Origin of the sequence: Citricoccus nitrophenolicus (genome assembly GCF_047305825.1) — a bacterium.
Lineage (GTDB): Bacteria > Actinomycetota > Actinomycetes > Actinomycetales > Micrococcaceae > Citricoccus > Citricoccus nitrophenolicus.
The window spans coordinates 912,937-931,698 of record NZ_CP063070.1 but is presented as its reverse complement, the minus strand read 5'-3'; the positions used below and the strand labels follow the sequence as shown (position 1 = coordinate 931,698).

Sequence of the window (18,762 nt, the reverse complement as noted above, 5' to 3'; positions counted from 1 at the left end):
CGATCACGCCATCTTGCAGAGGGGCCCCGGGAAGCATGAGCTTCCCGGGGCCCCTCTGCGTCAGGGAATCCGACTCTCCGGCGGGGCGGTGGCCTCGAAGATCTGACCATTGGCCGGGAAGCCCGGCAGCGCGCTGGGCTTCGCGTATCCGGTGGCCCAGCGATGACTGAGCCGCTGGTCGTCGATCTCCACTCCGGACCAGTGCATCGGGAGGCCGGCGGCGGACTCCGGTCGAGGCCGGTCCATGAGCTGGACGTGTAGGTGTGGTTCCGAGGTGTTCCCCGTGTTGCCGATCTGCGCCAGCTGTTGTCCCACCTCGGCGCGGTCTCCCGGCCGGACCACCGCCGAGCCGTGGCGCAGGTGCGCGTAGACCGCGAAGGTGCCATCGTCGTGTTGGATGATCACCCGGTTGCCGAGAATGCTCGGGGCCCCGCCGAGGAACCGGAGGAATCCCTCCAGGGTCGTCATCCAGATCAGCGTGGGCCAGGAATCACGCGCCCGGTGGTCTCGCTGGCGATCTGTCACCTGGGTCACCGTCCCAGGGGCCATCGCCAGGATCGGTGCCCCGAAACTCGGGTAGTCTTCCGGGCGTCGCCCACGCAGGGATCCATTGATCGGCCTTGCCCCGTCAGGGGATTCCTGGAGGATATCCACGGCGTACATCTGACCGTGTGCTCGCACCCCGTGGCTGGGGACTCGCGAACCGGGGCTGTTCATGGCCACCCACCGGCCGCGCACGGGAACGTAGACGCGGGTGGGCTCTGGGCGTTGCTCGGGAGGGCGCACGAGGAATAGCAGGAGGGGTACCACCATGCACGCCACGGCCCACGGACGGGGGACCGGAGCCAGGGCCATCACCACCACCATGAGGATGAAGAGCCGGACCCACCAGGTCTGCCACCGGGCGATCGCCCGTCGAAATGAGCTCATTCGCTGTTCAGAACGGGGCGGCATGGCATCTGGACAGGTTGGGCCCACTCATGTCTTGCCGGGGACTCATGGACTTCAATCTAGCGGACCCAACCGGCGGTCGACATGGACTTTTGTCCATTCCCGCGCCATTCGGTCAGTCGCGTCCCGTCCGCCCCGGCCTTGGCGCATCCACGTGGTGTTGATGGCCCACGGCACGCCCGTTCACCCATCAGGGCGGCGGGCCGCTCAGGCGCGGGACGCCTCGCTCGCTCTCTCCGCACCGGTGCCGGCGCCGCCGTCGTCATTGGTCTCGAGCGGGGCCTCGTCATCGGCGAGCAGGTTCGCCCCGGAGCGAGAGGCGTTGTACTTCTCATCGTCCAGGATGCCCTCCTGCTTGGAGACCAGGGCGGGGACCAGTGCCTGGCCCACCACGTTGACGCCGGTGCGGCCCATGTCCACGATCGGGTCCACGGCGAGCAGGAGCCCGACGCCGGCCAGCGGCAGTCCCAGCGTGGAGAGGGTCAGCGTCAGCATGACCACGCCGCCGGTGGTGCCCGCTGTGGCGGCGGAGCCGAGGACGGAGACGAGGACGATCAGCAGGTAGTCGCTCCAGGCGAGGTCGATGCCGAAGAACTGGGCCACGAACATGGCGGCGATGGCCGGGTAGATCGCGGCGCAGCCGTCCATCTTGGTGGTGGCGCCGAGGGGCACGGCGAAGGCGGCATAGCCCCGCGGGACACCGAAGTTGCGCTCGGCCACGCGCTGGGTCACCGGCAGGGTGCCGATGGAGGAACGGGAGACGAAGCCCATCTGGAAGGCGGGCCACATGCCGGTGAAGTATTGGCGGACGGACAGGCCGTGGAACTTGGCCAGCAGCGGGTAGACCACCAGCAGCACGACGGCCAGTCCCACGTAGATGGCCACCACGAACTTCAGCAGGGTGCCCATGGTGTCCCAGCCATAGGAGGCCACGGCGTTGCCGATCAGGCCGACGGTGCCCAGCGGGGCGATGCGGATGATCCACCACAGCACCTTCTGGATGACCTCGAGCGTGGAGGCGGAGAAGTCCAGGAAGGGCTTGGCCTTCGCCCCGAGCTTGAGGGCGGCCACGCCCACGGCGATGGAGATGACGAGGATCTGCAGGATGTTGAAGCTGACCGAGGTGGTCAGGGAGCCGTCATCGGCGGCGGTGGTGGAGGCGGACAGGCCCAGGAAGTTGGAGGGGATCAGCCCCTGCAGGAAGGCCCACCAGCTGCCGGTCTTGCCCTCGTACTCCGGCGGGGCGGACTGACCGGTGCCCACGCCGGGCTGCATGACGGTGCCGATCACCAGGCCGATCACCACGGCGATGAAGGACGTGATGGCGAACCACAACAGGGTCTTGGCCGCCAGTCGGGCCGCATTGGTGACCTGCGCCAGGTTCGCGATCGAGGCGACCACGGCGAAGAACACCAGGGGGACGACGGCGGCGCGCAGCAGGGACACGTAGCTGGAACCGAGGACCTCGAGGGTGGTCCCGAGTCCGTTGGGGGTGTCCGCGGTGTGTCCGGACGAGCGGGCCACCAGGCCCAGGATGAGGCCGAGCACGAGGGCGGCAAGGATCTGGGTGCCGAAGTTGGTCATCCACCCGGGCAGCCGCCGGCGGGATGCCGCCTGCGTCTCCGGGGTGGCCGGTGCGGTGTTGTTCGAGGAGTTCACCGCAGAAGGCTAGCCCTCCTTTACCATATTCGGTGAATGGTGTTGCGTCACGTGACGTCACTGTGACCTGTGGCGCCTTACCGGCCAAGGCCCCCCGGTCACCTCGGCGCAAGGATATCCTCGGATCATGACCCAGACCCTTGAGCGCCCGGCCCGGCGCCGCGCCTCGGGCCCTCGCGGCCCCCGTGGGGCCCGGCCCCGCTCCAGGGTGCTGACGTGGGTGGGGCGGCTGCTCCTCACCGCCGGGGTCCTGATCGGCCTCTACGGCGTCTACGAGCTGTTCGTCACGGACGTGATCGCCGAGTCTGAGCGGACCGAGATCGCCGAGGAGTGGCGGACGGACCACGAACCGATCGGCCACGAACCGATCGGCACCGGTGGAGGCACCGAGCATCGCGAGGACTTCCCGGTCCTGGAGGGCGGCAGCGGCACGCTGGGCATGCTGCACGTGCCCCGTTGGAACGGTGACGGCAGCGGCGATCGGTATGAGGTCCCCATCGGCGCCGGCAGCGGGGATGACGTGCTCGATTCCGGCCAGCTCGGTCACTACTCGAAGACCCAACCGATCGGTGGGGAGGGCAACGCCGGGCTTTCCGGCCACCGGACCACCCACGGCAAGCCCCTGCGGGAGGTCCATCACCTCCAGGACGGGGACGCCCTGGTGGTCGAGTCCGAGGACGCCTGGCTGGTCTACCGGGTGGTGGCGCGGGACATCGTCAAGCCGCACCAGTCCGAGGTGCTGGACCCGATCCCGCCCTTCGAGGGGGCCGACCAGACGGGCACAGGCCGCTACCTCACCCTGACCACGTGCGATCCGATCTTCGGGATCACCGACCGGTACATCATCTGGGCCGAGGCCGACTACTGGACGCCCAAGAGCGAGGGTCTGCCGCCGGCACTGACCTGACCGTGACGCGTGACACGCGCGGAATAGACCGGGGGCGGGTGGCGTTTCACACCAACTACTCCCAGCGACCCTCCCGCCGGTGGCGGGCCTAGACTGGTCGCAATCCACGCAGACTGAAAGGCCCTTCGCCCGTGAGTGCACAGATCCCCGGCCCCTCGGCAGAACCGGTGGCCACCGCCGCTGATCCCTTCGGCTTCGTCGGCCTGACCTATGACGATGTCCTGCTGCTGCCCAACATGACCGAGGTCATCCCGGCCGAGGCGGACACCTCCACGCGGCTGACCCGGCGCATCAACCTGACGACCCCCATCGCCTCCGCCGCCATGGACACCGTCACCGAGGCGCCACTGGCGATCTCGCTGGCCCGCCAGGGTGGGCTGGGCATCATCCACCGCAACCTCTCCATCGAGGACCAGGCCGCCCACGTGGACCGCGTCAAGCGCTCCGAGTCCGGGATGATCTCGGACCCCGTCACCGTGGGCCCGGACGCCACCCTGGCCGAATGGGATGACCTCTGCGCCCAGTTCCGCGTCTCCGGCCTGCCTGTGGTGGATGCCTCGAACACCCTGCTGGGCATCATCACCAACCGGGACACCCGCTTCATCCCCGGCTCCGAGTACGAGCGCCGCACGGTCGCCTCTGCCATGACCCCGATGCCGCTCATCACGGCGCAGGTCGGCGTCTCCCGCGAGGACACCGTCCGTCTGCTCTCCGAGCACCGGATCGAGAAGCTTCCGCTCGTGGATGCCGCCAACAAGCTCCAGGGCCTGATCACCGTCAAGGACTTCGACAAGGCCCAACAGTACCCGGAGGCCACCAAGGACGAGGAGGGGCGGTTGCGCGTGGGCGGCGCCGTCGGCTTCTTCGGGGACGGGTACGAGCGGGCCATGGCGCTCGTGGAGGCCGGCGCTGACGTGCTCGTGGTGGACACCGCCAACGGACACACTCAGGGCGTGCTGGACATGATCGCCCGGCTGAAGAAGGACCCCTCCTCGGCGCACGTGGACATCATCGGCGGCCAGGCCGCCACCTACGCCGGGGCCAAGGCGATCGTGGATGCCGGCGCGGATGCCGTGAAGGTGGGCGTGGGCCCGGGCTCCATCTGCACCACCCGCGTGGTGGCCGGCGTCGGGGTCCCGCAGATCACGGCCATCTACGAGGCGGCCAAGGCCACCATCCCGGCGGGGATCCCCCTGATCGCCGACGGCGGCCTGCAGCATTCCGGTGACATCGGCAAGGCGCTGGTGGCCGGCGCGGACTCCGTGATGCTCGGCTCCCTGCTGGCGGGCACCGCCGAATCCCCGGGTGACCTGGTGTTCTACAACGGCAAGCAGTTCAAGGCCTACCGCGGCATGGGCTCATTGGGCGCCATGACCACCCGCAACGGCCAGCGCTCCTTCTCCAAGGACCGCTACTTCCAGGCGGATGTGCCCAGCGAGGACAAGCTGATCCCGGAGGGCATCGAGGGGCAGGTGCCCTACCGCGGCCCGCTCTCCGCCGTGGTGCACCAGCTCGTCGGCGGCCTGCGCCAGACCATGTTCTACACGGGGGCGGCCACCATCGCGGACCTGAAGCAGAACGGCCGCTTCGTGCGCATCACCCCGGCCGGCCTGAAGGAATCGCACCCGCACGACATCATGATGACGGTGGAGGCGCCGAACTACCGGACCCGCTGAGAGATGACCTCCTAGAGCTAAGATGGGGTTCAGCGCAGCCCAGCGCCGAACCCCGCCGCCGGCCCCCACGCCACCGGAACCACGGGGCAAAGGAGGTCACGCCTCAGGGCGATGACGACCACCGGAATCCTCCTGTCCTGGTGCGGGCGTCGCCGTGGCGCGTGGGGCCGGGCGAGGGGTCCGTGCAGAAGGAACCACCATGGTCCAGCACCAGCATTTCAAGTCCCGCGTCCGGGTCCGGATGGCCAAGACCGGGGAGAGCTACACCGCCGCCCGCCGACAGCTCCTTGCAGCCCAGTCCGTGGACACTGACTCCCGCGGTCCCGTCCCCGCCGGTACCCAGTACGATGCTTCCCTCTGGCATCACGTCCTGGCCGAGTCCGGCGTGCTCAACCCCGCCACCGGCGCCCCCTTCAGTGAGGCCATGCTGGCAGGGTTGGCCGGAGGCATCGGTTTCATGGTGGCCACCATCTCCTACGAGTCCGTCACCACCGCCACCGTGGTGCTCCGGGCCCATCCCGAGCCCTACACGGACCGTCTCCTGGAGCGCTGCGGCGCCCCGATCGAAGTCTCCCAGACCGGGAGTGCAAAGGCCGCCCGGGCATCCCTGGACGCCGCCCTCGACGCCGGCCGGCCCGTGGTCGTGCGCGCCACCCACGGTGCACTGCCGTGGATAGCCTCCGACGCCGTCGAGTACCTGGACTCGATCGACATCGCCGTCACCGGGCGTGAGTCCGGGCAATACCTCATCGTCGGCGGCGGTCCCCATCCGGGTGAGGAAACGGCGGACGACGCCGGCCCCCGGCGCGCGCTGCCCGCCGAGCTGGCCGCGGCGAGGGTCGCACGGAAATCCGACCGTCACTGGGCGTCCTGGGTGGCCCCGTCAAACGAGGCGAACGGGTCGAAGAGGTCGGGCCCCGCGGTGGAGGACCTCGTCGGGTCCGTGCGCGCCGCCGTCACCGAGACCACCGGACGCCTGCTCGGCACCCTGGCCCTGGACGGGATCCCCGCCAGCTGGATGCCGAAATTCGGCGTGGCCGGGATGCGCACCTGGGCCGCACTGCTGCGGGACGAGCGCACGAGGAAGGGCTGGCCGGCGGTGTTCGATGATCCGGAGCGCCTGCGCACCGGCCTGGAGATGGTGCAGAGCTTCCTGGCCGGCTCGCGGTGGGGCGGTCCCGGGGGACTGCGGGGACTCTACGCCGCGTTCCTCACCGAGGCCGCTGAACTGCCTGGACTGGCGGACCTGGCGGGAACCGCCGGCCTGTACCGGGAACTGGCGCCGAGTTGGGACGCACTGGCCGATGCCGTGGATCCGGGGATCGGCACGGAGGATCGGGTCCGGCACTTCGCCGAGCTCGCCGAGCGGCTGGAGGAGCTGGCCGAGTGCGAGGAGGCCGCGGCACGAACCCTGGCCGAGACCTTGGGGGCGACAGGGGCCCGGTAGCTGCTTCGTCGGCCCTCGCCGTGTCCTCATCGCGTCCGCAAACGAGTCCGTCACCTGGACTAGGCTGGAATGCGTGAGTAACGAGATCGAGATCGGCCGCGGCAAGCGGGGACGCCGGGCCTATGCCCTGGATGACATCGCAGTGGTACCCGAGCGCCGGACGAGGGACCCCGAGGACGTGTCCATCAACTGGCAGATCGATGCCTTCACGTTCGAGATGCCGGTGATCGGCGCGCCCATGGACTCCGTCATGAGCCCGGAGACGGCCATCGCCCTGGGGCAGGCCGGCGGCATGGGCGTGCTCAACCTCGAGGGCCTGTGGACCCGCTACGAGGACCCGCGCCCGGTGCTCGAGGAGATCGCCGCCTTCGAGGCCAGCAACTACTCGCCCGCCAACACGCGCCGGCTGCAGGAGATCTACTCGAAGCCGATCCAGGCCGAGCTGATCACCGAGCGCCTGGCCCAGATCCGCGAGGCAGGCGTGGTGGTGGCCGGTTCGCTGACCCCGCAGCACACCCAGGAGTACTACGAGACGGTGCTGGCCGCCGGGGTGGACATGTTCGTCATCCGCGGCACCACCGTCTCCGCGGAGCATGTCTCCCAGAACCGTGAACCGCTGGACCTGAAGCAGTTCATCTACGAGCTGGACGTCCCGGTGATCGTGGGCGGTGTGGCGGGCTACACGCCGGCCCTGCACCTGATGCGCACCGGGGCCGCCGGCGTGCTCGTGGGCTTCGGCGGCGGCGCGTCCTCCACCACCCGCCGCGCCCTGGGCATTCGCGTGCCCATGGCCACCGCCATCTCGGACATCGCCGAGGCGCGCCGGGACTACATGGACGAGTCCGGCGGGCGCTACGTGCACGTGATCGCCGATGGCGGCGTGGGTACCTCGGGGGACATCGTCAAGGCCCTGGCCATGGGCGCGGACGCCGTGATGCTCGGGGCCGCCCTGGCCCGCGCCGAGGAGGCGCCCGGCCGTGGCTGGCACTGGGGCGGCGAGGCCGCGCACGGTGACATGCCGCGCGGGGACCGCACCCAGGTGGGCACCGTCGGCACCCTGCAGGACGTGCTGTGGGGCCCGAGCCACCACACCAACGGCACCTCCAACCTCATGGGGGCGCTCAAGCGGGCCATGGCCACCTCCGGGTATTCGGACGTCAAGGAGTTCCAGAAGGTGGAGGTCCTGGTGGCCCCCGCTCAGGGGCGCTGAGCGGCACCCCGGGAATCACTGCGGGCACGGAACGGGCAACGGGAGGCGGATTCACCAGGATGACGACCACCGGGGGTCTGGGGCCCGCCAGCCGTGACCACGCGCTCGCCGCGCTGAACACCACCTCGCCGGAGCACCCGCTGGACGTGCTGGTGATCGGTGGGGGCGTGGTGGGCGCCGGCACCGCACTGGACGCCGCCACCCGTGGACTCTCCACGGCCCTCGTGGAGGCCACCGACTACGCCTGGGGCACCTCCTCGCGGTCCTCCAAGCTGGTCCACGGTGGGCTGCGCTATCTCGAGATGCTGGACTTCCCCCTCGTCCACGAGGCGCTGCGGGAGCGAGGACGGCTGGTGGAGGACATCGCGCCCCACCTCGTGCGGCCCGTGCCCTTCCTGTACCCCCTGTCCAAGCCGTGGGAACGCCCCTACGTGGGGGCCGGCGTCGCCCTCTATGACGGACTGGCCGCCGGCCGCACCGGACATCTGCCCGTGCACAAGCACCTCAGCCGCGCCGCCGTGGCCCGGATGGCCCCCGGGCTCAAGCCCGAGGCGTACATCGGGGCGATCCGCTACTACGACGCCCAGGTGGACGACGCCCGCCTGGTGATCGAGCTCGTCCGCACGGCCGCGTCCCACGGGGCGCACTGCGCCTCCCGGGCCGAGGTCACCGCCTATCTCGGACAGCCGGGTCCGCAGGGTGGTGTCACCGGCGTGGAGGTCCTGGACCGGGAGACCGGCCGCCGGGTCACCGTGCATGCCCGGCGCATCATCAACGCCACGGGCGTGTGGACGGGGTCCATCCCCGTACGTCACCCCGATGGCACCGAGGAGCCGGTGGTCGCGGGGATGCCGCGTGTCACCGCCGCCAAGGGCATTCACCTGGTGGTGCCGCGGGATCGGTTCACCTCCACCTCGGGGCTGATCCTGCGCACCGAGAAGTCGGTCCTGTTCGTCATCCCCTGGGGCCGGCACTGGATCATCGGCACCACGGACACTCCCTGGCGCGAGCCCGTGGAACAGCCTGCCGCCACCAGCGAGGACATCGACTATGTGCTCGAGCGCGCCAATGCCGTCCTCTCCGAGCCGCTGACCCGGGCGGACGTGGTCGGGGTGTTCGCCGGCCTGCGCCCCCTGGTGACGCCGGCTGGGGAGGACGAGCCGCTCGGGGACACCGCTGCCCCCTCGGAGGCGCAGCCCACGGCCAAGGTCTCCCGCGAGCACGTGGTCGCCACGCCACTGCCGGGGTTGACGGTGGTGACCGGTGGCAAACTCACCACGTACCGGGCCATGGCCGCTGACGCCGTGGACGCCGCCGTCGGTACCGCGGGGGCGCCCGGGACCGGGCCGCTGACGGGCCAGGACGAGACGGGCTCGGGGGAGGGGGTCCCCGCCTCCTGCACCGCGGAGCTGCCGCTGCTCGGCGCCCGGGGCTGGACGCCGGCCTGGAACCGCCGGCTGCTGCTCGCGAGCGAATCGGGCCTGCCGGCAGCCACCGTGGAGTCCCTGTTGCACCGTTATGGTTCCGGGGCCCCCGAGGTGATCGCCCTGGCCGTGGCCGAGCCGGAACTCGCCGAGGAGCTGCCGGGACTGCCCGGGCATCTCGCCGCCGAGGCGGTGCACGCCGTCACCCACGAGGGCGCGCGTTCGGTCCAGGACGTGCTGGCGCGGCGGATCCGCGCGGTGTTCGAGGCGGACGACGCCGGCGCTGCCGCCGCCGAGTCGGTGGCGCGGCGGATGGCGCCCCTCCTGGGCTGGGACCCAGAGAGGGCCGAGGCCGAGGCCGAGCGGTATCGGCGGTGGACGCAGGCACAGCGGGCCACCCAGGAGGCCGCAACGGACGCTGAGGCCCGGGAACTGCTGCTCGAGGCCTCGAGGGGATCCGTCCGAGACGCCTCCCGCGGCGGCTGGCCCGCCACCACCTGAGTTCTACACCCGGTAGAGAACCGCGTAGTCTGGTGGGGTGCTGAGAACCGCCTTGAAACCCACGTGGATCGCCGGACTGATCCTGGCGCTCGTGGTGTCCGGGGTCTTCGTGCTCCTCGGGAAGTGGCAGATGGACAACGCGGCCTCGGCTCCGCCACCCCTGACCCAGACCGAGACGCCCGTGCCGCTGACCGAGCACTTCGTGCCCGGGAAGGCGATGTACGGCACGGAGGCGGACCAGGTGGTCACCCTCGCCGGGCAGTTCCTGCCGGACACTGACGTGTTCATCCACCCCCGCCTGCACGGGGACGAGGAGGGCTATTGGGTGGTGACCGCCTTCCGTGTCCAGGGCGCCCCGCAGGACGAGGTCATCCCCGTGGTGCGCGGCTGGACGGAATCCACCGGGCAGACCGACCCCGCCCCGGAGGGCGATATCCAGATGACCGGTCGGCTCCTGCCCGCCGAGGGGCCCGGCCCGGAGGGGATCGAGCAGACCCCGGACGGCACCGTGCTGGCGAATCTCGCCTCCGCCGAGCTCATCAACCTGTGGGACGTGCGCTCCTACGCCGGTTACGTGGCTCCCTTCGAGATGACGGCCAGCGGGGCAGGCGGTGCGGCTGAGGGTGCGGCCGGCGGTGCGGCAGACGGCGAGGAGGTCGGCGCCACCGTGGCCGGCAGCAGCCTGGAGCCGGTGATCGTGGGCCCGCAGCCGCAGGAGACCACCTACAACTGGATGAACATCTTCTACGCCATCGAGTGGGTCGTGTTCGCCGGCTTCGCGATCTACCTGTGGTGGCGGTTCCTGCGCGACGACCACCTGAGGGCCCAGGACGAGGCCGAGCTCGACCGCCGGTGGGCCGAACAGTGGAAGGCCGATGAGCTTCAGCGCCGCCGCACGCAGGCCCGGGAGGCCAAGCAGCGGGCCGTCGAGGAGTACGAGCGCTTCCACGGGGTTCCGGCCTCGGCCTCCGTCTCTGCCTCGGCATCCCAGACCTCGGCGCCGGACCAGCGATCTCAGCAGACCCAGCAAGCACAGCGAATCCAGCAGACCCAGCAATCCCAGGAGCCTCAGTGACCAGCCCGGACCAGCAGCCCCCGGTGGACCCGAACACCCTGCCCGACCCCGAGGACATCACGGAGGCCGATCTGCCGGCCCCGCCGCCGCGTCCTGGGACTCAGGCGCCGCGGCGCTTCGCCGGGACCGATCAGCAGATCAAGTCCGCGCTGACCATGTACAAGGTCTGCGCGTGGATCACCGGCATCATGCTGTTGCTGCTCGTGTTCGAGATGATCTTCAAGTACGTCCCCGATCCAGGCCTGGAGCTGTATGCGGGGGGAACCCTGGTTGACGGTTCGGCCAACGGGCTCTCCCTGCAGCCGGAGGACTCCGTGACCGGTGGGTTCAACATCTCCATCGCCGTGCTGATCGCCCACGGCTGGCTCTACGTGGTCTACCTGGTGGCCGCGTTCCGGCTCTGGTCCCTGATGCGCTGGGAGGCCATGCGACTGCTGTTGATCGCCGGCGGCGGCGTGGTGCCGTTCCTGTCCTTCATCGTGGAGAAGCGCGTGCACCGCGAGACGCTCGCCGAGCTGGAGGCCCACCCCGAGGCGTTGCGCCGGTACTGAGCTCGGCGCATCCCGCTCTCGAAAACCTCCGCGTGGCGCACCGGATGGGTTCCCCCGAATCGACGGCGAGATCTATGTGCTGCCCAGTGGCGGGACCTTCCTGAGCAGCACCGCGGCCCCCGTGCCGCAGAGGGCCACCACCACGCCCAGCACCGCGGAGAGCCCCGCGAATCCCACCGCTCCCATCAGCGGGCCTGCCGCCAGGGAACCCACCGCGCCGGCCAGGGACATCACCGCGTCCGAGAAGCCCTGGGCCGGGACCCGCTCGTCCGGTCTCAGGGCCGCCACGAGCAGGGTGGAACCGGCCACCGTGGCCGCTGACCAGCCGAGTCCCAGCACCACCAGACCGGCCACCACGGCGGTGTGCACGTGGGGGAACAGCCCCGTGAGACCGGCCGCCGCCAGCAGCAGCGTCAGTCCGGCACCGGCCACCCGGCCCGGCCCGTGCCGGTCGGTGAGCAGGCCCATCACGGGGGAGAGCGCGTACATCCCCGCCACGTGCAGGGAGATGGTGAACCCGATCAGCACCACCGTGTCCGGGTGGGCCCCGAGCTCATGGGAGGCCACCCCGGCCTCGTGCTGCAGGTGTAGGGGTGTCATGGACATCAGTCCCACCATCACGGCATGGGCGCCGGCCACCGCCAGCACCGCGGCCAGTGCCGTGGGCCGGGCCCGCACGATCCGCCAGCCGGCGGCCCAACCGCCAGTCCAACCACTGGACCGGCCGGAAGGTGTGGCAGCCGCAGGGCCGGAAGGGGGGCCGTGGTCCTCCAGTTCCCGCCGCAGCAGCAGCGGGTCCGGGCGGAGCCCGGTGAGGATGATGGCGGCACCCACGGCCATCCCGGCCGCGGAGATCAGGAACGGCCCGGCGTGGGCGTGGATCCCGAGCCAACCGGCCAGCACGGCCCCGGGGCCCACCATGTTGGGGCCGAGGACGGCGCCCACGGTCACCGCCCACACCACCACGGAGAGGTCGCGGCCGCGGTGCCGCGGGTCGGACAGATCCGTGACGGCGAAGCGGGCCTGCAGATTCACGGCGGCGGCGAATCCCACCAGGAACGCTCCCAACAGCAGGATCGGGAACGTCCGGGTGATCACGGCGGTCACCATGAGCCCCTGGCCGAGCAGTCCGGCGGCCAGACCGAGGCCCAGGGCCACTCGGCGGCCGCGCCGCGCGGCCAGGGTGGCCAGGGGGATGGACACGGCGGCCGAGCCGAGCGTCATGGCGGTGTTGACGAAGCCCGCAGTGGACTCGGCGCCGGAGAGGTCCACCGCGAGGATCGAGCCGAGGGAGAGCGTCGCGCCGTTGCCCAGGCCGGAGAACACCTGGGCGGTGCCCAGCACGCGGACGGCCCTCCGCTGGGCGTCCCGGGCCCGCGGCAGCAGGGCCGGATCAGCGGCCGGATCAGTGGACGAGGCGTCATCGGGCATGGCACCCAGTCTGCCTGAACCCACCGCCGCGTCCCCCTCCTGGACTGCACTATCCTTGACGGGTGACTTCCCCCCAGGATTCCGCACAGCCGGACAACCCGCAGATCGCCGCTGACTTCCCGACCGTGCTCGTGGTGGACAACGGTGCCCAGTACGCCCAGCTGATCGCCCGCCGCGTGCGCGAGGCCAACGTCTACTCGGAGGTCGTGCCGCACTCGCTGTCCGCCGAGGAGATCCTCGCTCGCCGCCCGGCCGCGCTGATCCTCTCCGGCGGCCCCTCCTCGGTCTACGCCGAGGGCGCCCCGTCCCTGGACCCGGCGCTGCTCGAGGCCGGCGTTCCCGTGCTGGGACTCTGCTACGGCTTCCAGTCCATCGCCCAGGCCCTCGGTGGCACGGTGGCCCAGACGGGTGCCCGCGAGTACGGCTCCACCCGGCTGGAGGCCATCGGCTCCACCTCCGTGCTGTTCGAGGGGCAGGACGTGGACCAGGTCGTCTGGATGAGCCACGCTGACTCCGTGACCGAGGCCCCGGCCGGCTTCTCCGTCACGGCCCGCACCCCCGGGGCACCGGTGGCCGCCTTCGAGAGCCCGGAGAAGAGGATCTACGGGGTGCAGTGGCACCCGGAGGTCGGCCACTCCGAGCGCGGCCAGGAGGTGCTGCGGAACTTCCTGCACCACGGCGCCGGGCTGAAGGACTCATGGACCACCTCCAGCGTGATCGAGGAGCAGGTGGCTCTGGTCAAGGAGCAGATCGGGGAGCACCGTGCCATCTGCGGCCTCTCCGGCGGCGTGGACTCCGCGGTGGCGGCCGCACTGGTCCAGCGCGCGGTGGGGGATCAGCTGACCTGCGTGTACGTGAACCACGGGCTGATGCGCCAGGACGAGTCGGCGGAGATCGAGAAGGCCTTCGGCGCGTCCTCCGGGGGTGCCCGGTTGATCATGGTGGACGCCGAGGACGTGTTCCTGACGGCTCTGGCCGGCGTCACGGACCCCGAGGCCAAGCGCAAGATCATCGGCGAGAAGTTCATCCGCACCTTCGAGAAGGCCCAGGCGGACATCATCGCGGAGTCCCGGCATGACCCGGAGGCGAAGGACGTGAAGTTCCTGGTCCAGGGCACCCTGTATCCGGACGTCGTGGAGTCCGGCGGGGGCGAGGGCACCGCGAACATCAAGAGCCACCACAATGTGGGCGGGCTGCCGGAGGACATCGAGTTCGAACTCGTCGAGCCCCTCCGCGCGCTGTTCAAGGACGAGGTCCGCGCCGTGGGCTCCGAGCTGGGCCTGCCGGATGAGATCGTCTGGCGCCAGCCGTTCCCGGGCCCCGGCCTGGGCATCCGCATCATCGGAGAGGTCACCAGAGAGCGGCTGGACCTGCTGCGCGCCGCGGACGCGATCGTCCGCGCAGAGCTGACCGCGGCGGGGCTGGACCGTCACATCTGGCAGTGCCCCGTGGTCCTGCTGGCGGACGTGCGCTCCGTGGGCGTCCAGGGCGATGGCCGCACCTACGGCCACCCCGTGGTCCTGCGGCCGGTCACCTCCGAGGACGCGATGACAGCCGACTGGGCCCCGCTGCCCCACGAGACGCTCTCGCGGATCTCCAATCGGATCACCAATGAGGTGGACGGCGTCAACCGGGTGGTCCTGGACGTGACCAGCAAGCCCCCGGGAACCATCGAGTGGGAGTGAATCCCCGGCGGGAGGCGGACCGCCGAGACAACCGGTCCGTTTCCCTCGGGGGAATCCACGGCGCGCCTGTGTACCGTGGAACCAAGTATCGGTGCCGCACTGTCCCATTGCGCCGTCCGCCGTACGGGACGGTCCGGGCGAACAGCCGGCGGCAGGAAGGACAACTGTGACTGAGCAGGACACCCAGCAGGGCCTTGCGGAACCCCGCAAGGATGCGGAGATGCCCGACGGCGGCGCCGCCGAGTCCGACTCCCGTCTCACCTTCGCGGCCTGGCTGGCCTCCTTGGGCTCCGGGACCGAGAATGACACGATGCTGCGTTTCGCCCCCTCGGGAGCGAACAGCATCGACATCTCCCATGCCCATCCCTCGGGGATGTCCCAGTTCATGACCGGCCGGAAGACCCGGCTGTCCACCCTGTTGCGGGACCAGGACGCCTTCGTCCATGCCCGCGGGGCGGCCCGTCAGCTGCGGGGCAAGATCCAGGAACTGGCCGAGGACCGCGGCGTGGACGTGGGCTACCTGGCCACCGGCCTGGCCACGTGGCGCGTGATCGAGGACGGCCGTTCCACGCAGATGTCCGCTCCCGTCATGCTGGCCCGGCTGACCCTGACCCTGCGCGCCGAGCAGGACGACTACGAGCTGCAGATCTCTGACCGGGCCCGGCTCAACCCTGCTCTGGCCCGTTGGTTCCGGGACCACCACGGGGTGACCCTGGACGCGGACGACTACCTGCGCGCCGCCTACGCCACGGCCAAGCTGGAGCCGATGCCGGCCATGGAGCTGCTGCGCTCGCAGGGGCGCGGGGTCCGGGGACTCGTGGTGGAGCACCGGCTGATGATCTCCACGTTCGCGGACCTGGCGGACACCGCGTCAGTGGACGTGGTGGATTCAACCCACCCGGTGGTCTCCGCCCTGTATGACGCGGGGACCGGCATGGTCCCCCACCGCGAGGAGCTGCAGGACACCGGACTGCCGCCGCTGGACGAGCGTGACCCGGCCACCGAGACCCTGATCCTGGATGCGGACCCGTCCCAGCAGCAGGCCCTGGACCACATCGCCGCCGGCCACGACCTCGTGGTGGTGGCCCCTCCCGGCACCGGTCAGACGCAGACCGCGGCCAACGCCGTGGCCCAGCTCGCCGGCTCCGGGAAGCGCGTGCTCGTGGTGGCCGAGCGCACCGCCACCCTTGAGGACTTCCGCCGCCGGCTGGGCTCCGTGGACCTGGATTCCCTGGTCCTGGACATCCCGGCCGCGGCCACCCCGGAGCTGATGCGCCGCCAGCTGGTCCAGTCACTGCTGCGGGTGGAGCGCGCCCAGCAGCCGGCGACCGGACGGCTCAATGCCACGCTCGTGGAGCGCCGGCACCAGTTGGCGGACCACCTGCGCAGCCTGCACAACGTGCGCGAGCGTTGGGGCTGCTCGCCGTTCCAGGCCATGCAGTCCCTCGCGGCCCTGACCGGGCTGGATCCGGCTCCGTCCACCACCGTGCGGCTCAAGCGGTCCGTGCTGGACGCCACCGTGAACCGGGAGGACACGGCGGCCCAGCTGGTCCGCGCCGGAGAGCTGGGGGCGTTCTCCCGCGCCTCGGCCGAGAGCCCCTGGTATGGGGCGAGGCTGCGCAACGTGCAGGAGACCGAGGATGCCTACGGGCTGGCCGAGGACCTGGCCGGTGCGCTGCCCGTGCTGCGGGAGCAGCTGGACACGGCCACCGAGCAGGCCCAGCTGGCCACCGGGGCCACCTTCGCGGACTGGGTGGGACAGATCCAGCTCCTGGCCGCGGTGCGGGGGTCCCTGGACCAGTTCACCCCGGACATCTTCGACCGGCCGGTCACCGACCTGATCTCGGCCACGGCCTCAGGACAGTGGCGCAAGCAGCACGGCGTGGAGATGTCCTCCATGACCCGCTCACGGCTGCGCCGCGTGGCCAAGGAGTACATCCGCCCGGGTGTGCACGTCTCGGACCTGCACGAGGCCCTCGTGGATGTGCAGGACCAGCGGGCCGAGTGGACCCGCTGGGCCACCTCCAAGCGCCACCCCGCCGTGCCCTCCGGACTGGAGGCACTCTCCGCCAAGGGGTCCGAGGTGGCCGGCCTGATGGCCCGGTTGCAGCGTGTCCTCGCGGAGCCGCGGCACGAGTCCGGGCGGCTGGAGAACCTTCCGGTGGACGAGCTCAGCGAGGTCCTGGATCGTCTCGTCGCTGACCAGGAGACTCTGACCACCCTGCCCGAGCGCACCCTCGTGGGGGACCAGTTGCGTGAGCAGGGCCTGGCCGAGCTCATGGCGGACCTGCAGCGGCGCGAGGTCTCCACGGACCGGCTGCGCTCCGAGCTGGAGCTCGCCTGGTGGCAGTCAGCGCTGGAGGCCATGATCTCCGGGGACGACTACCTGGCCATGATGGACTCCGATTCGCTGCGCCGGATCGAGGCCGAGTACCGGCTGGCGGACACCACTCACCTGGAGGCCGGCGCCCAGCGGCTGAACTGGGCCCTGTCCCAGGCGTGGCGGCGGGTCTCGGCCCAGCACCGCGCCTCGGGGCGCGTGCTGCGCTCCCTGCTCAAGGACGGCAATCCGGATCCGGACTCGCTGTCCGGGTTGGAGCCGGAGCTGCTCCAGTCCCTGGTGCCGGTGTGGACCACCTCCCCTCTGGCCCTGGCCGAGTTCCCAGCGGAGACGGGTTTCGACGCCGTGCTGCTGCTGGACGCCGAGTCGCTGGCGCTGAGCACCGCATTGGGGGCCATCAGCCGCGGCAAGCAGGTGGTGGCCTTCGGCGACGGCACCTCCGGCTCACCGAAGCCCTTCAACGTCTCCGTGGACCCGACCGCCTCGGCGATGATGCCGCGAGAGGTCGATTCGGCCTTCACCGCCCTGACGCGGGTGCTGCCGGAACTGGCACTGACCACCATGCACCGTGGCCTGGAGCGCAAGCTCACCCGGCTGCTGGGCGAGCAGCTCTACGGGGGCGGGTTGCAGATGCTGCCCGGGGCCTCCGAGCTGACCGGGGCGGACCATCCGGTGCGCGTGGAGTTCCTGCCCGGTGGGACCGGGATGCCCGGGGCGGGGGACGAGGGCGTGGAGTCCACCGTGGCCGAGGTCAACCGCACCATGGACCTCGTGTTCGAACACATCCGGCACCGGCCGGAGGCCTCCCTGGCCGTCATCACCGCCAGCCCGCTGCACGCCCGCCGCGTGGCCGAGGCCATCCGGCTGAACCTGCCGAACAATCCCTGGGCGGCCTCGTTCTTCACGCGGAGCGGGGAACCCTTCGTGGTGGCCCCGATGTCCCGTGCCCAGGGCGTGGTCAGGGACCACATCATCTTCACCCTCGGCTACGGGCGCACCCCGCACGGCCGCGTGGTGCACCACTTCGGGCCGTTCTCCGAGGCCGGCGGCCGGGAGCTCTACGCCACCGCCATGACCCGAGCCCGTCAGCACCTGCACGTCTTGACCTGCGTGCACCCGGATGACCTGGACCCGGCTCGGTTGGGCAACGGTGCCGCCGACTTCTATGGGCTGTTGGAGGCCTACCTGAAGGACACGGGGCACACGCCCTCGCCGAGGCCTCGCGATCCGCTGGTGGCTGACCTGTCCGAACGGCTCGAGCAGCGTCACGCCACCGTCTTGCCGAACTTCGCCGGCAGCATCGACCTGGCCGTCTGGAACCCGCTGGGGCTGCCCGCCTGGGACGGACAGACCTCGCCGGAGCAGGCCGTGCCCGTGGCGATGATCTCGGACGGATCGGACACCTACCGCGAGATGAGCGTGCGCCATCGGTCCCGCCAGCAGCCCCAGCAGCTCGAGCGCAGCGGCTGGCGGTATCACGCCCTGTGGACCATCGACGTGTTCGCGGACCCGGCGGGCTGCTCCCGGACGGTCTCCGATCTGTTGGGGTTGCCGGCCGCAGAGGACGGGCCCGGGTCTCCGGGTGACCTCGAGGACGGAATCGGCGAGAGCGAGCCCTCACTCGAGCGCACGCCCCAGCACGAGCATGCGTCCGCGCACGAGGATGATGCGAGCCAGTGAGCCGGCGCCGCGCCGCAGGGGCCCTCGCCGGGCCGATGCCCCCGGGACGGGGCCCGCGTCCGCGGATGGTCCGGAACCCCAGCCCGCGGGGTTGACCTCGCAGCCCACGGGCAGTGAGCGGACGGCACGGGAGGGGCTGGCCGGGGATCGGCCGGCAGACCCCGCACGGTTGACCGAGCACGAGCGGTGGCTGCTGGAGCAGCTGCCACCGCACTGGGGCTAGG

13 protein-coding genes are annotated in these 18,762 nt (G+C 71.0%); 10 read left to right on the top strand and 3 right to left on the bottom strand.

Annotated features, from left to right (window positions below; translation table 11 throughout):
* Window positions 1-60: 60 nt before the first annotated feature.
* Window positions 61-930 (bottom strand): M23 family metallopeptidase, encoded by an 870-nt coding sequence (locus IMT31_RS04210; RefSeq protein ID WP_413543862.1) that lies wholly within the window; start codon window positions 928-930, stop codon window positions 61-63.
* Between the two features lie 228 nt (window positions 931-1,158).
* Window positions 1,159-2,610 (bottom strand): dicarboxylate/amino acid:cation symporter, encoded by a 1,452-nt coding sequence (locus IMT31_RS04205; protein ID WP_413543861.1) that lies wholly within the window; start codon window positions 2,608-2,610, stop codon window positions 1,159-1,161.
* 127 nt (window positions 2,611-2,737) lie between these two features.
* Here IMT31_RS04205 and IMT31_RS04200 point away from each other — a divergent pair, with 127 nt between their 5' ends.
* The 7 genes from IMT31_RS04200 (at window position 2,738) to IMT31_RS04170 (ending at window position 11,401) form a co-directional block, all read left to right on the top strand.
* Window positions 2,738-3,517 carry a class E sortase gene (locus tag IMT31_RS04200; RefSeq protein ID WP_413543860.1) on the top strand — a complete coding sequence of 260 codons (780 nt, stop codon included), beginning with the start codon at window positions 2,738-2,740 and terminating at the stop codon, window positions 3,515-3,517.
* 131 nt (window positions 3,518-3,648) lie between these two features.
* Complete coding sequence (gene guaB, locus IMT31_RS04195) at window positions 3,649-5,193, top strand: IMP dehydrogenase (RefSeq protein ID WP_345362248.1); 1,545 nt, start codon at window positions 3,649-3,651, stop codon at window positions 5,191-5,193.
* 199 nt (window positions 5,194-5,392) lie between these two features.
* Window positions 5,393-6,640: a DUF4872 domain-containing protein gene (locus tag IMT31_RS04190; protein WP_413543859.1), complete on the top strand. Its 1,248-nt coding sequence runs from the start codon at window positions 5,393-5,395 to the stop codon at window positions 6,638-6,640.
* A 73-nt stretch (window positions 6,641-6,713) separates the two neighbouring features.
* Window positions 6,714-7,850, top strand: a complete 1,137-nt coding sequence (locus IMT31_RS04185; RefSeq protein ID WP_345358643.1) for a GuaB3 family IMP dehydrogenase-related protein — start codon at window positions 6,714-6,716, stop codon at window positions 7,848-7,850.
* 59 nt (window positions 7,851-7,909) lie between these two features.
* Window positions 7,910-9,775 carry a glycerol-3-phosphate dehydrogenase/oxidase gene (locus IMT31_RS04180; protein ID WP_413543858.1) on the top strand — a complete coding sequence of 622 codons (1,866 nt, stop codon included), beginning with the start codon at window positions 7,910-7,912 and terminating at the stop codon, window positions 9,773-9,775.
* A gap of 37 nt (window positions 9,776-9,812) precedes the next feature.
* Entirely contained in the window at window positions 9,813-10,850 is a 1,038-nt protein-coding gene (locus tag IMT31_RS04175) for an SURF1 family protein (RefSeq protein WP_413543857.1), read from the top strand.
* Window positions 10,847-11,401 carry a DUF3817 domain-containing protein gene (locus IMT31_RS04170; protein ID WP_413543856.1) on the top strand — a complete coding sequence of 185 codons (555 nt, stop codon included), beginning with the start codon at window positions 10,847-10,849 and terminating at the stop codon, window positions 11,399-11,401. The genes IMT31_RS04175 and IMT31_RS04170 overlap by 4 nt, the downstream gene beginning before the upstream one ends.
* 72 nt (window positions 11,402-11,473) lie before the next feature.
* Here IMT31_RS04170 and IMT31_RS04165 read toward each other — a convergent pair whose 3' ends face one another.
* On the bottom strand, window positions 11,474-12,832 hold the full coding sequence (locus tag IMT31_RS04165) for an MFS transporter (protein ID WP_413543855.1): 1,359 nt from the start codon (window positions 12,830-12,832) through the stop codon (window positions 11,474-11,476).
* Between the two features lie 104 nt (window positions 12,833-12,936).
* On the opposite strand from IMT31_RS04165, the gene guaA reads away from it, so the two are divergent.
* From guaA to IMT31_RS04150, 3 genes are all read left to right on the top strand, one after another.
* Entirely contained in the window at window positions 12,937-14,517 is a 1,581-nt protein-coding gene (gene guaA, locus IMT31_RS04160; protein ID WP_345358756.1) for a glutamine-hydrolyzing GMP synthase, read from the top strand.
* Window positions 14,518-14,683: 166 nt separating this feature from the next.
* On the top strand, window positions 14,684-18,538 hold the full coding sequence (locus tag IMT31_RS04155; protein ID WP_413543854.1) for a DUF4011 domain-containing protein: 3,855 nt from the start codon (window positions 14,684-14,686) through the stop codon (window positions 18,536-18,538).
* 91 nt (window positions 18,539-18,629) lie between these two features.
* A complete protein-coding gene (locus IMT31_RS04150) occupies window positions 18,630-18,761 on the top strand; it encodes a hypothetical protein (protein ID WP_345358659.1) in 132 nt (43 codons plus the stop codon).
* Window position 18,762 lies beyond the last annotated feature (1 nt).